The organism is Rosenbergiella epipactidis, assembly GCF_018494055.1.
GTDB classification, from domain to species: Bacteria; Pseudomonadota; Gammaproteobacteria; order Enterobacterales; family Enterobacteriaceae; genus Rosenbergiella; species Rosenbergiella epipactidis.
In genome coordinates this window covers 223,049-236,685 of record NZ_JABBFQ010000004.1, presented here as the reverse complement: position 1 = coordinate 236,685, position 13,637 = coordinate 223,049, and the positions used below count along the sequence as shown (strand labels likewise).

The 13,637-nt window shown below is 49.2% G+C and carries 13 protein-coding genes and 1 pseudogene; 7 read left to right on the top strand and 7 right to left on the bottom strand.

What is annotated here, in order from left to right:
* Positions 1 to 150 precede the first annotated feature (150 nt).
* Genes HGT71_RS09170 through HGT71_RS09160 form a run of 3 tightly spaced genes read left to right on the top strand, consistent with a single transcriptional unit; the run spans position 151 to position 2,378 of the window.
* Positions 151 to 822 (top strand): amino acid ABC transporter permease, encoded by a 672-nt coding sequence (locus HGT71_RS09170; protein WP_048913959.1) that lies wholly within the window; start codon positions 151 to 153, stop codon positions 820 to 822.
* 4 nt (positions 823 to 826) lie between these two features.
* A complete protein-coding gene (locus HGT71_RS09165; protein WP_214217500.1) occupies positions 827 to 1,591 on the top strand; it encodes an amino acid ABC transporter ATP-binding protein in 765 nt (254 codons plus the stop codon).
* Between the two features lie 16 nt (positions 1,592 to 1,607).
* A complete protein-coding gene (locus HGT71_RS09160) occupies positions 1,608 to 2,378 on the top strand; it encodes an amino acid ABC transporter substrate-binding protein (protein ID WP_214217499.1) in 771 nt (256 codons plus the stop codon).
* A 27-nt stretch (positions 2,379 to 2,405) separates the two neighbouring features.
* On the opposite strand, the gene HGT71_RS09155 is transcribed toward HGT71_RS09160, so the two are convergent.
* Positions 2,406 to 3,554: an amidohydrolase gene (locus HGT71_RS09155; protein ID WP_214217498.1), complete on the bottom strand. Its 1,149-nt coding sequence runs from the start codon at positions 3,552 to 3,554 to the stop codon at positions 2,406 to 2,408.
* 268 nt (positions 3,555 to 3,822) lie between these two features.
* Between HGT71_RS09155 and HGT71_RS09150 the strand changes: the two genes are divergently transcribed.
* The 3 genes from HGT71_RS09150 to HGT71_RS09140 all read left to right on the top strand — a co-directional run bounded on the left by HGT71_RS09150 (position 3,823) and on the right by HGT71_RS09140 (position 6,715).
* Positions 3,823 to 4,626 carry a MetQ/NlpA family lipoprotein gene (locus HGT71_RS09150; protein ID WP_214217497.1) on the top strand — a complete coding sequence of 268 codons (804 nt, stop codon included), beginning with the start codon at positions 3,823 to 3,825 and terminating at the stop codon, positions 4,624 to 4,626.
* Positions 4,627 to 4,753: 127 nt separating this feature from the next.
* Complete coding sequence (locus tag HGT71_RS09145) at positions 4,754 to 6,025, top strand: OprD family outer membrane porin (protein ID WP_422047223.1); 1,272 nt, start codon at positions 4,754 to 4,756, stop codon at positions 6,023 to 6,025.
* Positions 6,026 to 6,193: 168 nt separating this feature from the next.
* On the top strand, positions 6,194 to 6,715 hold the full coding sequence (locus tag HGT71_RS09140; protein WP_214217496.1) for a M20/M25/M40 family metallo-hydrolase: 522 nt from the start codon (positions 6,194 to 6,196) through the stop codon (positions 6,713 to 6,715).
* A gap of 27 nt (positions 6,716 to 6,742) precedes the next feature.
* Here HGT71_RS09140 and HGT71_RS09135 read toward each other — a convergent pair whose 3' ends face one another.
* The 5 genes and pseudogenes from HGT71_RS09135 to HGT71_RS09120 form a co-directional block, all read right to left on the bottom strand.
* On the bottom strand, positions 6,743 to 7,879 hold the full coding sequence (locus HGT71_RS09135; protein WP_342355448.1) for a c-type cytochrome: 1,137 nt from the start codon (positions 7,877 to 7,879) through the stop codon (positions 6,743 to 6,745).
* Between the two features lie 15 nt (positions 7,880 to 7,894).
* A complete protein-coding gene (locus tag HGT71_RS15955) occupies positions 7,895 to 8,260 on the bottom strand; it encodes a hypothetical protein (RefSeq protein WP_338327772.1) in 366 nt (121 codons plus the stop codon).
* A 32-nt stretch (positions 8,261 to 8,292) separates the two neighbouring features.
* A pseudogene (locus tag HGT71_RS09130) lies at positions 8,293 to 8,808 on the bottom strand (sugar dehydrogenase complex small subunit); the annotation flags it as partial.
* A 233-nt stretch (positions 8,809 to 9,041) separates the two neighbouring features.
* Positions 9,042 to 11,321 (bottom strand): FdhF/YdeP family oxidoreductase, encoded by a 2,280-nt coding sequence (locus HGT71_RS09125; RefSeq protein ID WP_214217495.1) that lies wholly within the window; start codon positions 11,319 to 11,321, stop codon positions 9,042 to 9,044.
* A gap of 120 nt (positions 11,322 to 11,441) precedes the next feature.
* The gene (locus HGT71_RS09120; protein ID WP_048912921.1) at positions 11,442 to 11,858 is read right to left on the bottom strand and encodes a DoxX family protein; all 417 of its coding nucleotides are present in this window, start codon (positions 11,856 to 11,858) and stop codon (positions 11,442 to 11,444) included.
* Between the two features lie 303 nt (positions 11,859 to 12,161).
* On the opposite strand from HGT71_RS09120, the gene HGT71_RS09115 reads away from it, so the two are divergent.
* Complete coding sequence (locus tag HGT71_RS09115; RefSeq protein WP_214217494.1) at positions 12,162 to 12,929, top strand: tyrosine-protein phosphatase; 768 nt, start codon at positions 12,162 to 12,164, stop codon at positions 12,927 to 12,929.
* Here HGT71_RS09115 and HGT71_RS09110 read toward each other — a convergent pair.
* Positions 12,926 to 13,570 carry a ZinT family metal-binding protein gene (locus tag HGT71_RS09110; protein ID WP_214217493.1) on the bottom strand — a complete coding sequence of 215 codons (645 nt, stop codon included), beginning with the start codon at positions 13,568 to 13,570 and terminating at the stop codon, positions 12,926 to 12,928. The genes HGT71_RS09115 and HGT71_RS09110 overlap by 4 nt on opposite strands.
* Between the last annotated feature and the right edge of the window lie 67 nt (positions 13,571 to 13,637).

Here is a 13,637-nt window from a genome sequence, read left to right as displayed (position 1 = left end):
TTCGGTCCAAAAAGCATAGAGGGTTAAGGCTTGTTCTAAATCAATACCGAAATGATATTTCCCTCCTTTCATTTACTGCCTAAAATAGAGAGAGTGGCTATCGATAACGATAGCGTTAATTTTTCAACTCATTTCTATGGAAGGTGGACTGTGCCAGATTGGCTGAATCTCGCCGCGGAATCATTCTGGCCGATGCTACATGCCGGATTGACCTTTACGATACCCTTAACGCTGATAGCCTTTGTGCTGGGTCTATCACTCGGTTTCCTGGTGGCGCTTGCCCGCTTGTACGGGCCTAAGCCTCTACAATATTTTGTCCGTTTTTACGTCTGGTTGTTCCGCGGCACGCCGTTGTTAGTACAGCTATTCTTAATCTTTTATGCCTTGCCGAGCGTCGGGATTACCATCTCTGCTTTTCCGGCAGCGGTGATCGGCTTCACGCTAAATATTGGCGCTTATTCCTCTGAGATTATTCGTGCGACCATTAAATCGGTGCCAGTCAGCCAGTGGGAAGCGGCGCACTCGATTGGCATGAGTTGGCGTCAAGCATTGGTACGCATTATCTTGCCTCAAGCGGCGCGGATAGCGGTGCCCCCTCTATCGAATACCTTTATTTCGTTGGTCAAAGATACTTCCTTAGCCTCGGTGATCACTGTACCAGAGATGTTTTTGGCCGCACAGCGTATTGCGGCAGTAACGTATCAGCCATTGATTTTGTATATTGAAGCGGCGCTTATCTATCTATTTTTCAGCACGATTCTTTCTGCAGCACAAAATAAGCTCGAAAAGCATTTCTCACGTGAAACCGTGACAGGAGATTAGCGCGATGATTTCATTACAGGGAATTAATAAATATTTTCAGGATAACCATGTCCTGAAGGATATTAGCTTGACACTACCGAAAGGCTCGGTGACTGCGCTCATTGGCCCGTCAGGCAGTGGTAAAAGTACATTACTACGCTGTGCTAATCTGCTTGAGATCCCTCAGTCCGGTCAAATGCAACTGGGTGAGGAGAAACTGGTGTTTACGCGTAAACCACCACGCTCACGGGATATTCAGAAAATTAGTCGCCAGACGGGGATGGTGTTTCAAAACTTTGCCCTGTTTCCCCATAAAACGGTGATTGAAAATATTACGGAAGGGTTGATTATCGTACATCGGATGTCGAAAGCGGAAGCAATAGCCCGAGCGGAAGCGCTGCTTGAAAAAGTCGGCCTCTCGCACAAACGTGATGTGCTGCCAGCAACCTTATCCGGTGGGCAGCAACAACGCGTCGCCATTGCCCGGGCACTGGCTCCCTCACCACAAGTCTTGCTATGTGATGAGCCAACTTCAGCCCTGGATCCAGAATTAGCCGCGGAAGTGGTGGCGGTACTCCGTCAGCTCGCCAATGAAGGGACGACGATGCTGATGGCGACACACGACCTGCGGTTAGCTGCCTCGGTCGCTAACCAAACTATTTTCCTTGAAGCAGGGGAGATTGTCGAAACGGCAGATTCGGCTACGCTTTTCCATTCCCCGCAAAAAGCACGCACGGCAGAGTATATTGCCACGTTAACGGAAGGCTTGCCTGCTGGCAGCCCGACTTAATTTACCAGGAGTCGTTATGAAAAAGAGTTCTCTTGCACTAGCCGCTATGTTAGTCCCTCTGGCCTTCGCAAGCTCAGCGATGGCAGATACCCTTGCCAACGTAAAATCGTCTGGCCAATTGAAGATCGGTACAGAAGGCACCTATGCGCCCTTTACCTTTCATACTATCTCGGGAGATCTGACTGGTTTTGATGTGGAGATTGGTGAAGCGATTGCTAAACAGCTTAAAGTGAAGCCGGTCTTTGTCGAAAGTAAGTGGGACGGTTTGATCGCCGGTTTGGATGCAAAACGTTATGACGTGGTCATTAACGAAGTCGGTATCAGCCCAGAGCGTCAGAAAAAGTATGCGTTCTCAGCGCCGTATATCGCGTCCAAAGCGGTACTGGTCGTTAAAAGTGATAACGACAGCATCCATCAGTTTACCGATCTAAAAGGGAAGAAATCTGCGCAATCCCTGACCAGTAATTATGCACAGATTGCTCGCCATTATGGCGCGGAATTGGTAAATACCGACGGCTTTAATCAAGCGGTAGATTTAGTTGTACAAGGCCGTGCTGATGCAACGGTCAACGATAACCTCTCTTATCTCGACTTTAAAAAGCACCGTGCGAATGCGCCCGTGAAAGTCGTCGCCTCGGAAGATAATGCCAGTGCATCGGGTGTGTTAATGCGTAAAGACGATACGTCGTTACAAACCGCCATTAATACTGCCTTAGCTGAGCTGAAAAAAGACGGTACCTATCAGAAAATCTCCCAGAAATACTTCGGGGCAGATGTTTCGCACTAATCTCCCCAATGCCCCCTTCTGGGGGCATTACCCTGCACGGTATGCGGTCAATCCAGAGATGGCAAAATCGGCCAGATACTGGGCAGTGGGCAGGAGAACCTGATCGTTTATCTTGAAAGCGGGGTGGTGCAGCGGGTGTTGCTCTCCGGTGCCGACCATCACAAACGTACCGGGGGTACGCTGTAAATAATAGGCGAAGTCTTCGCCAATTGGACTGGCATCGACCTCTTTAGCGATCAAACCACTTTTTGTTGCCTGTGCTAAGGCAAATGCCGCCCAGTGCGGATCGTTAACCACTGAAGGAGGACCAGCCTGCCAGTCGAGATCAATCTTGACGTCAAACGCGGCAGAAAAGCCGGTGATAATCTGTTGAAAACGTTGTTGAATCCTCTCCCGCGCTTGAGCAGAAAAACTTCTGACCGTCCCTTCTAGCCATGCCTTATCAGGAATGATATTCCACGCGCTACCGCTATGGAACTGGGTAATAGAAACCACGGCATTATCCGCCGACGGAATATTACGACTAATAATGGATTGCAGACTAGCGACCAGCTGGCTAGCGATAACGATAGGATCGATACTCTGCTCAGGTTTTGCCGCATGGCTCCCAACTCCTTGAACACTTATAGCAAAACAGTCGACTGCCGCGGTTAAGGGACCGCTTTTACAGCCAATAGTGCCCGCTGGGAGGGAGGGATCGTTATGGAGACCGACTACCGCAAAAGCCTCATCCAATGCACCGCTAGCAATAATCTCTTGCGCGCCCACGCCAATCTCTTCAGCGGCTTGAAATAAAATACGGACTCGACCCAACAGCTGAGCCTCTTGTCGCTTCAGGATGATCGCTGCGCCTAAGGCGGCGGTACTGTGAAAATCATGACCACAGGCATGCATGATGCCGGGGTGTTCAGAGCGATAACTGACATCAGCTTGCTCTTCAATCGGCAACGCGTCAATGTCTGAGCGGATCACGAATAGCGGCCCGTCTACCGGTCCCACTTCAGCCACCAATCCGGTGTTAAGCGGTAAATCAAGCACCCGTATTTGATGCGCATCAAGTTGTTGGCGGATACGGCGAGTGGTTTCCACTTCTTGTGACGAAAGCTCCGGAAAACGATGAAGTTCGTGGCGAAAATCGGTTAGGTAGGTCGAAAATTCCTCAGTGTTCAACGACATCTTAGCAGCCTTAGCGTCAGTGCGAATCGAAAGGGTAGCGTTTGAGCCTAACAGTAACCGTTTGGTTTGTTAAAAAACGATAAGCGAAAAGCTTAGTCGTAATGGATATAAGCGCAAGGCATCAAGGGTTTCCGGCATCCTTGGCCTGATCATGAAAAGACCTTCAGCTCTTTCACTTGCATCAGCCTCAAAGATTGATTAGATTTATTTGGATGTCTAGATGCCTAAACTTCCACTTATGTCGTGACCACTATCTTAAGGAACCCTGATGCGCCACCTAAAACTAATGTCATTACTCTTTGCGGGCTGCTTGCTGGCGGCATGTGATAAAGCGCCAGAAGATATGTCGCATATCAAGGTGGGGGTGATCACCGGAGCGGAGGAGCAAGTCGCCGAAGTGGCCAAGCAGGTAGCTAAACAGAAATACGGTTTAACAGTCGATTTGGTCAGTTTCAGTGGGTCGATACTGCCCAATGATGCAACGAATCGTGGCGAGCTGGATGCCAATGTCTTTCAGCACCGACCTTTCTTGGCACAAGATAATGCTGCCCATGGCTATCATTTAGTTGCGGTAGGTAATACTTTCGTTTTCCCGATTGCGGCCTATTCTCGTCATATTCATTCTGTGTCGCAGCTCAAGGATTATGCGACCGTCGCAGTACCCAATGATCCGACTAACTTAGGGCGGGCGCTACTGCTGTTAGAAAAGCAGGGGCTACTCAGCTTGGCGCCGGGTAAAGGACTTTTACCCACCACATTGGATATTACCCAAAACCCTCGGCATCTGACCATTCTGCAGTTGGAAGGGGCGCAGTTACCGCACGTATTGGATGATCCTAAAGTGGCGATTGCTATTATCAGTACCACCTATATCCAACAAACAGGGTTATCCCCGTTGCACGACAACTTGTTTATCGAAGATAAGCACTCCCCCTATGTCAATATTATTGTTAGCCGCGAGGATAACCGCCAAGCGAAAAACGTGCAGGAGTTTGTAAAAGCTTATCAGTCACCGGAAGTGGCTCAGGCCGCAGAGCGACTGTTCAAAGGTGGTGCGATTCCAGGGTGGTAGCTATCGAAAAAAGAATAAAAAAAAGAGTTTTAATGCTTTTTAAAACTGGATTAACAATGCTAGATTGTCAAAGTAAGTAAAACTTACCTATAAAAATTCATATAAATTTACATAATAGGCAGACACAGTGAACAAGGTTTTTTCTTTTTCTTTTTTAGCGATGTTGGTCGCCCAACCCGCTTTTGCAGCGTCTCAACAGGAAAGTAACGGATTTATCGAAGATAGCCACCTTAATCTTTTAATTAAAAATGCGATGATCAATCGTAATTATAAAGATGAAGGGGTACGCACACGTCGCGAATGGGGTCAGGCCTTTATCGGTACCTATAGCTCCGGCTTTACCCAAGGTGCGGTAGGCTTCGGTGTCGATGCCATCGGTCAATACGCCGTCCGTCTGGATGGTGGTCGTGGCCGGAGTGGTGCGGGGGGAATAGACTACTTTTCGCAAGACAGTGATGGCCGCGCGAAGAAAGATTTGGCGAAATTTGGCGCGACAGCGAAAATGCGCTTTTCCAATACCGTTTTTAGTTACGGTACACAACAGCCAACCCTACCTATTCTGACCTCGGACAGTTCTCGTCTGTTAGCTGAAACCTACACCGGTTTTATGCTGGATTCTCAAGAGATCGACGGTCTGGATATTACCGGCGGTTACTTTACCGCCGAGCAGCGCAAAAGCGCTGAGAGCCACGATTCTGGCTTAGATAATATCGCCTTTGGTGGTGTGAAATACGTCTTTAATGACCAGTTCACCGCCTCGGCCTATGCGTCTCATGTACAAGATGTCGACAACAAACAGTATTTAGGTTTTACCTATACTCAACCCTTCGACGAAAAACAGAAGATGGTCTGGGACTTCAATGGCTATAATTCCCGCCTTGATAAAGCCTATGCCGACAGTATCAATAGTGGCCGCAGTAATACCATTTGGAGCCTAGCGGCTAGTTATACCTACGATATCCATACGTTTAAAGTCGCTTACCAACAGAATACCGGTAGCAGTGGTTATATGTATGGCGGTTACCGTAACAAAGGCGGAATCGGTGATGGCGGTAACACGATTTGGTTAGCGAACTCCTACTGGTCTGACTTTAATGGTGAGGACGAGCGCTCTTGGCAAGCCGCTTATTCCGTGGATCTCGCAGGGTTAGGTATAGAAGGACTGCGTTATGACGTGGCTTATGTGCGCGGCGATAACATCAAAACCTCGGCCTCCAGTAACGGTCATGAGCATGAGTTCTTCAACCAGATCCAATATAAGATCCCTTCTGGTTTCGCCAAAGATCTACAGTTAGGGATCCGTTACTCAGTATTGCGTGTCTCGTCTGACGCCTCTGACTACAATGCTGGCGGGAATGAAATTCGCGTCATCGCCCAGTATCCATTGTCAATTTTCTAATCTCTGTGGGTCGTCGTGCGCTTAAGGACGGCGACCTTCTTAACCTCCCTAAGGTTTTGGTGCTAAATCACCGTTTATTAATCTTCAACAATACCTTTACGCAAAAATTGCCACATCCTTGTCGACCAGTGAGAGTAGAACCTTAGGCTTTTCATCGACGCGGTAACTATGAATCCGACCCTAAAAGCATTACAACCTGATATTCAAGCACTCCTTCCTAAACTTGACGCGCTGTATAAAGATCTTCACCAGCATCCCGAGCTATCGATGCAAGAAGTCAGAACCGCCTCACTTGTCGCCAAAAACCTGCACCACTGCGGATATCAAGTGACGGAAAAGGTGGGGGTAACCGGTGTCGTGGGACTGTTGGAGAACGGCGAGGGGCCGGTCGTTATGTTACGGGCCGATATGGATGCCTTGCCGATGCCCGAAAAGACGGGCCTACCTTATGCGAGTCAAGCGGTGGGGAAACTGGAGGATGGAACGCCAACGCCCGTCTCCCATATGTGTGGTCATGATATGCACGTTGCCTGGTTAATCGGGGCCGCGGAAATCTTCGCTAAACATCGAGCGTTATGGAAGGGAACCTTAATGCTCGTGTTCCAGCCGGGCGAAGAGATTGGCAAAGGGGCCTTGGCAATGATCGAGGCCATGGAACATTTCCCTAAGCCAGATATTGTTCTGACATAACACCCTCTCACTGCGAATTCGAATGGTTTATCCACGAGACTTTTTACGCGAACGGCGGATAACCAGTAATACGATAATCAATGCCACCAAGACCGCTCCACCGAGGGTAGCGGGTCCCGCAATGCGTGCGAGTAGAGGTTGTTCCCCTCCTTGACGCAACGCCGTTACCTGTTCAGGAGTCACCTGCAGATCGGGATTACCGTATTGTTGGAAAATATAATTACTGAGGCTGGCAATTTGCTTATCGCTCAGGGCTTGCACCTGTGAATCAGGACCAAAGCTCGGCATTAACACTTCTTTGCCTTTCACTTCACGCTGAACACCAAACAAGATGGCGGAGACCAAGTTATTCGGCGTATTGCCACCGGTAGCGGTGTTGTGTGATAGCGAAGGATAGAAATGGTCAGGAGTGCCTTGTCCATCCGGCTGGTGGCAGCTTGCACACGCACTGTCGTAGAGCGCTTTACCACTCATCTCTTGCGGTAACCCGATTCCGAGTCCTGCGGTACCTCGTACTTCGGTATCGACATTGGAGGCTTGTCCAAAGTCACCTGTCGCCTTGGCCTGATGGGACTGAGCGTGGGCCGGTAGGCTTTGCAGATAAGTGATAATGGCTTCGATATCGGCATCATGCAGATGTTGTAGGCTATTGGTGACCGCCTCAGCCATCGGACAGGCTGCCTGCGCTTTACCTGGAACATCACCCGTTTGCAGATACTGTTTTAATTGATCCCGTGACCAGCTACCAAGACCACTGAGTTTGTCGGCGGTCAGATTAGGGGCATACCAGCTACCTAAAGCCGCACCGCTCAGCGCATCAGCGCCTTGTTTCTGTGCCATCATCATGTTACGCGGGGAGTGACACTCACCGCAGTGCTCAAGATTGTCGACGAGGTATTTTCCGCGGTTCCACTCTGCGCTTTGCGAGGCATCGTTTTGGTAAGCAACGGACTTAAGGAACAGTAAGTTCCACCTCATCATCATCTGGAGGATATTAAACGGGAAGCTCAGGGCCGTGGTTTTATTCTCGGTATCGACCGGCGCAACACTCTGCATAAAGTAAGTGTAAAGCGCATGAATATCCTCATCGGTTAAGCCAGAGTAAGAAGCATAAGGCATGGCCGGATAGAGATGCGCAGCGTCGCCACGGATGCCGTGACGCACCGCTTGTTCAAACTGTTACTCGGTATAGGAACCGATGCCAAATTGCTTCGACGGCGTGATATTGGTGGAGTAGATGACGCCCATCGGTGAGTGGATCGCGTAACCGCCGGCAAAAGGTTGCTTGGTGGTAGGATCGGTATGGCACGCTGCACAGTCGGCGGCGATAGCCAAATATTGACCTTTAGCAATTAAATTCTGCTGAGTCTGCTCAGGGGAGGGCGCTTGAACAGGAACTTGTTCAGCGGCTTGCGCGACACCCGCGAGGCTGCCAAATCCAAGGCAGATTGCCGAAATCTTCAGGGCGAGTTGACTCGCGCGGAGGCGAGTTGAAAAAAATTTCTCACAGTAACTCCAAAAGGTGGAATTAGTTATCGGTAACATTTTTTCTGAAACGAGAAAATCGGCTCAGAAAATTAGAATGTTAATAAACGATCAACCGGGGGTGGCTCCGCCGTCCAGTAATCAGGACCGTTATGTGCATAGGTCGGAATGACCATGCCGTCACGGGGAACCTGATACATCAGCGCATTCGGGTAAGAGAGCACTTGTGCATGGTGGCTGTTGTCCACAACGCCGAGATACCAGCCACGGATGATAGCCATCATCACCTCATGTTGCGGCTGCCCTTGCAGTTGCTGATCCAGCGCTTCCACATCGGCAGGTTTATGCTCGTCGATCCACTGGCTTGAGGCCGCATACTGGTCTGAGAATTGCGCCGAATGCTGATTAAGCGCTTCCCATAGACGCTGGCCTAAGGTGGTATCAAGCGAGTGATGCCCGGTTAATAAGCGAGAAACCTTCAGGAATTGGTTGAGAGTATCGGGATCAGGAGAAGTCACGGCTGCCTTTTCCGGTGTCGCGGCAATGGCTTGCCCGGTCAGCACGCTACCAATAGCGAAGCTGGCGACTAATCCACTTGATTGACCAAAGAGGCGGCGACGTCCTTGGTTAGACCTTACTCAGAAAATTATTTTTCGTCTTTCATCGTAGTTATTCTTAGTTTTAGTCATTCATTGGAACGCTATGCGTAACAAAAGAGTAACGTAATTTTTTGTAAAAATACTCAAAAAAAAGATTTAGATCACAAAAAAAACATTTCTAAACAATTTAGATAAAGTTTCTTATCAAAGAGGGCGAGGTGGCGAGCACCTCGCAAGTCGTTCTAGGCGGGTTCTGTGGTCTGTGCGACTAATTTAACCGGTAAGGACTTATAGGCTGGGGTTCCACTCTGCTGATCACGGTAACTTAACGGAATGAGAATGTTAGCCTCAGGATAATAGGCCCCTACCGAACCTTTGGCGATAGCATATTCGATCACGGTGATCTGCGTCATCTTCGCTTGGCAATCAGGTAAGGCGGTCTCGATATCCACGATATCACCGTGTTCCAGTCCTTGTTCACTCATATCCTCTGGATTCATAAACAGCACGTCTCGACGCCCAAATACGCCACGATAGCGATCGTCTAAGCCATAAAGCGTGGTGTTGTATTGGTCATGACTGCGTAGGGTGATTAAGCGAAAGACTCGCTGCTCGGTCAGAGCATGATCTTCATTTAGCCCCGGATAGACCATAAAATGCGCTCGGCCAGAGGGCGTTGGCCACTGGCGCTGGGTGGGCGGTAACGGCATGCGAAATCCTCCCGGTTGTTCAATGCGTTGATTATATTGTGCAAATCCAGGGATGGTGGCCTCTATAGCATCGCGGATACGGGCATAATCCTCCATGTAATAGGCGTAGTTGACTCGGGAGTGAGGTAAGATGGCTTGTGCCATCCCGGCCACTATTGCGATCTCAGATAATAACGCGGGTGAGGCAGGTTTTAACTTACCGGCGGAGGCATGCACCATCGACATACTGTCTTCGACCGTAATCGATTGTCGGCCAGTGGCTTGCTTGTCAATTTCGGTGCGCCCTAAACAAGGTAGGATCAGAGTTTCTTTCGCCACCAGCAGGTGACTGCGATTGAGTTTGGTGGCGATATGAACACTCAGTTCCAATGCGTTGAGTGCTGGGAAACAGTGTTGCGGATCGGGGAGGGCGACGGCAAAGTTTCCGCCCAAACAGATAAGGGCTTTGGACTCACCACGAATCATCGCTTCCATCGCCGCCGCGGCATCGTGACCGTGTTCGCGCGGTGAGCGTATACCGAAGAAATGATCCAGATCCTGCAAAAAACGCTCGGTAGGTTTCTCAGAGATCCCCACCGTTCGGTTTCCTTGAACATTTGAGTGGCCGCGTAGTGGGCAGATCCCTGCGCCAGGCTTGCCAAAATTTCCGCGCATCAATAGCAGGCTCGCAATCAACTGTACGTTTTCGGTACCGTGCTCATGCTGAGTAATTCCCATACCGTAGGTGATGATGGTGGCCTTGGAGTTGGCGTAATGTTCAGCCACCCGGGTAAGCTGTTCGACGCTTAGGCCACTTGCCTGTTCTATTGCTTGCCAAGAGGTTTCGCGCAAATCCTGCGCAAATTCTTCAAAGCCTAGAGTATGTTCGTCGATAAACGTATGATCCAAGATATCATGACTGATCGCCTCGGCATCCAGTAGGGCTTTGGCTATCCCTTTGAGTGCCGCGGCATCGCCCCCCGCTTTAACTTGGTAATAGGACGAGGCAATATCGGTCGACTGATAGGTTGCCATCTCTAATGCATTTTGCGGATCGGCGAAGCGCTCTAAGGCACGTTCTTTCATCGGATTAAACACAATAATGGGCACGTTGCGACGAGCAGCTTCATGCAGTGTCCCCATCATCCGTGGGTGGTTTGTACCGGGATTATGGCCGATTGAGATGATAAGTTCTGTTTTATCGAAATCCTCTAAGGACACTGTCCCTTTACCGATACCAATAGAGTGCGGTAATCCAACGCTGGTCGCCTCGTGACACATATTCGAACAGTCAGGGAAGTTGTTACAGCCATATTCGCGGATCATTAACTGATAGAGGTAAGCCGCCTCGTTAGAGGTTCGTCCTGAAGTATAGAATTCGACTTGTTTGGGCAATAGACCCTGCAAGGTCTTACCGATAAGACTGAATGCCTGTTCCCAACTCACAGGTTGCAGCGTATCTGTGTCAGCGTTATAGCGTAGCGGTTGGGTTAAGCGACCATACCCCTCCAGTTCGTAATCACTGCGTTGAAGCAAGGTACTGACCGGCGTTTTACTTAGAAACTCAGCGGTGACACGACGTGAGGTCGCTTCCCATGTTACCGCTTTGGCGCCGTTCTCACAAAACTGGAAAGTCGAGTGATGATTCTTATCTGGCCATGCACATCCCGGGCAGTCGAAACCATCTGGCTGATTGGTATTCAGTAGCGCCTTGGGCGCGACTAGGGTATCCATCTGCGTTTTAACGGCGATCGCCGTGGCTTTTAAAGCCCCCCAGCCGCCAGCGGGTCCACTATAGGGATGAATACCAGGAACTTGACGCTTGGTCGACATGATTAACTCCAATAGGCTAGGGGATTGGCTTAATTATAGGCGCCTAATGATGTCAAGCAAGAGAGAGAAGTGTGTCGAGAAGTGAGGGGAGTGAAAGTGAGTTTCCTCCCCCTGAGCGAATTACTCTTTAGAGATACTGTATTTCCCTGCGCCAAGCAACATCACGACTAAGCCGCCAACTAAATAGAGCGCTTCAGTTTCCAGCGCCCAAGCCCCTACATCGGTGGTGTTCCAGAAGTTTGCGCCAGCAATAAGTAAGACAGCAAACACCATATTGATGGCATAAACCAGAGCCGCCACACGGGTGAAGAGGCCGAAAATAATACACAGTGGTGCGACCACTTCTCCAATATAAGCCCCATAGGCCAGCAGGCTCGGAAGGTGGTGAGCCGCAAGGATCGGAGCGATCCAGGATACACCGTGCGTGAGCTTAAAGTATCCGTGAAATAGCATCAAACCACCCAGTAATACCCTAAGGAGTAAGCGGCCTGCATTAGGGTGATCCACAGCATGATTAAATTTAGTGAGTAGTGTCATCACAGTATCTCCTGTTGAAAAACCAATCATATAGCGGAATAGTTACGTGATGAAATTGAATAAATTTGAATATCATGGCAAAAAATTTTGTGCGTAAATTCAAGAAATAATTGATTTTCAAACCTGCGATAACCTCTATTAATGGTTGCTTCATCGAATAAATTATCTTTAGGATGGCTTTCTTACCCGCCGCGTAAAGCTATGATATCGATCATCTTTTGCGAGATATAAAGCAGTATGATGGCAGACTCGCCTCAATATTTTTTATTTAGCATGGGCTGCGGTCTAAAGGAAAAAAACGCCATGATGTCTCAACCTATCAGGTTACAAAGTATCGCTAATTTTCGTCAACTGGGCGGTTTATTGACGAAAGAGGGGCGAAAAATTCGCTCAAATTGCCTATTCCGCTGTAGCGCTTTGGATCGGCTCACTGCACAAGATTCTGAGCAGTTAGCTCAGTTGGCAGGTGTTACCATTCTGGATTATCGTGATATTCATGAAGCGCAGGCCAAACCCGACCAGATTGTTACTGCAGCCAATTACCTAAATATTCCGGCGAATCCGCCGGATCTAGTCGTCGATGCCAAGGTGGTCGAGTTCTCGCCGCAGGCCATTGAAGCATTAGACGTCGATCGCTTTATGACGCAACTCTATCAACAATTACCTTTTAATAATCCGGCGTGGCGTCAGTTGATCGCCACCCTCAGTCATCCCGAAACCCAGACTGTTATTCAGCACTGCGCGGTCGGTAAAGATCGCACTGGACTAGGATGTGCGATCACCCTCTTACTCTTGGGGTGTGAAGAGTCAGTGATTATTGACGACTATCTCGCGACCAATGGTCGATTGGAGGAGATTGGCCAGCAGGCGTTAGCGCTCTGGCCAGCAGGAGTCAGCGAAAAAGCGCAGGCTAACTTTCGACAACTGCTCTCGGTCGATAAAGCGTGGCTCGTCGCAGCCTTGACGGCGATAAAGCAGCGATACGCTTCGATTGAGCAGTGGCTGGAGCAGGAATATGGCGTTACCGCTCAGCAACGCCAATTAATCCAAGACAAATGGTTAGAAGCTTAATGGTGGATCATATCCTCAATGATCTCTTTCTCCATCATCTGGTACGGGAAGTAAGTCGGCCAATGATGGAGTTCGCTGAATAATGCCTGTTGTGACTCATTACCTAGGAAAATGTGGAAGTGATCGGAATGGTGCGGCGCGATACGATGATCGCTAAATTGTAGATAGCGTGGCGCTTTCGAAGCCGGGTCATGACATTCGAACAGATACCTTACCCCACGCTTCCCGGAAGGATAGGTGAGGATCTTATAGCCAGCACTGTGGTAGTGACAGGTAGTTTTATTTTGGCCTTGGATAAAGTCGACCTGACCATTCTCAATTTCAATACTGTCGATATCGGTCTGATAACCGGTCTGATAGTACTGGGCAATCTCGTTTTCAGATTTGTGCTGAGCGGCGGCTTTCGCTTTAAACACTGGTGCTAAGGCCCCTTTTTGTAATAGAGGATAGCCTGACTGCCAGACGCCATCCCAATCAGAGAGAGGGCGTTCAGCCACTTGCTGATCGCTAAACTCCCCCTGCGAAATCTTTTTCTCTTCTGCGCTCATCACATGACTGTGACTGCCATGTGCCCAGACTGAGATGGAGGTACTACAGAGTAGAGCTAACACTAGCCCTTTTTTCAGAGGTGTAAATGCCATGGTAGATCCTTAGTTATGTTTTGTTATAACATAACACAAATAAAAACCAATAAGCGAGCTAGGATAC

Bases quoted from the DNA above. Each gene is read 5' to 3' on its own strand.
- HGT71_RS09155 (WP_214217498.1), bottom strand. From the start codon at position 3,554: ATGTCGTTGAACACTGAGGAATTTTCGACCTACCTAACCGATTTTCGC.
- HGT71_RS09110 (WP_214217493.1), bottom strand. From the start codon at position 13,570: ATGGCATTTACACCTCTGAAAAAAGGGCTAGTGTTAGCTCTACTCTGT.
- HGT71_RS09165 (WP_214217500.1), top strand. From the start codon at position 827: ATGATTTCATTACAGGGAATTAATAAATATTTTCAGGATAACCATGTC.
- HGT71_RS09140 (WP_214217496.1), top strand. From the start codon at position 6,194: ATGAATCCGACCCTAAAAGCATTACAACCTGATATTCAAGCACTCCTT.
- HGT71_RS09125 (WP_214217495.1), bottom strand. From the start codon at position 11,321: ATGTCGACCAAGCGTCAAGTTCCTGGTATTCATCCCTATAGTGGACCC.
- HGT71_RS09150 (WP_214217497.1), top strand. From the start codon at position 3,823: ATGCGCCACCTAAAACTAATGTCATTACTCTTTGCGGGCTGCTTGCTG.
- HGT71_RS09115 (WP_214217494.1), top strand. From the start codon at position 12,162: ATGATGTCTCAACCTATCAGGTTACAAAGTATCGCTAATTTTCGTCAA.
- HGT71_RS15955 (WP_338327772.1), bottom strand. From the start codon at position 8,260: ATGTTACCGATAACTAATTCCACCTTTTGGAGTTACTGTGAGAAATTT.
- HGT71_RS09160 (WP_214217499.1), top strand. From the start codon at position 1,608: ATGAAAAAGAGTTCTCTTGCACTAGCCGCTATGTTAGTCCCTCTGGCC.
- HGT71_RS09120 (WP_048912921.1), bottom strand. From the start codon at position 11,858: ATGACACTACTCACTAAATTTAATCATGCTGTGGATCACCCTAATGCA.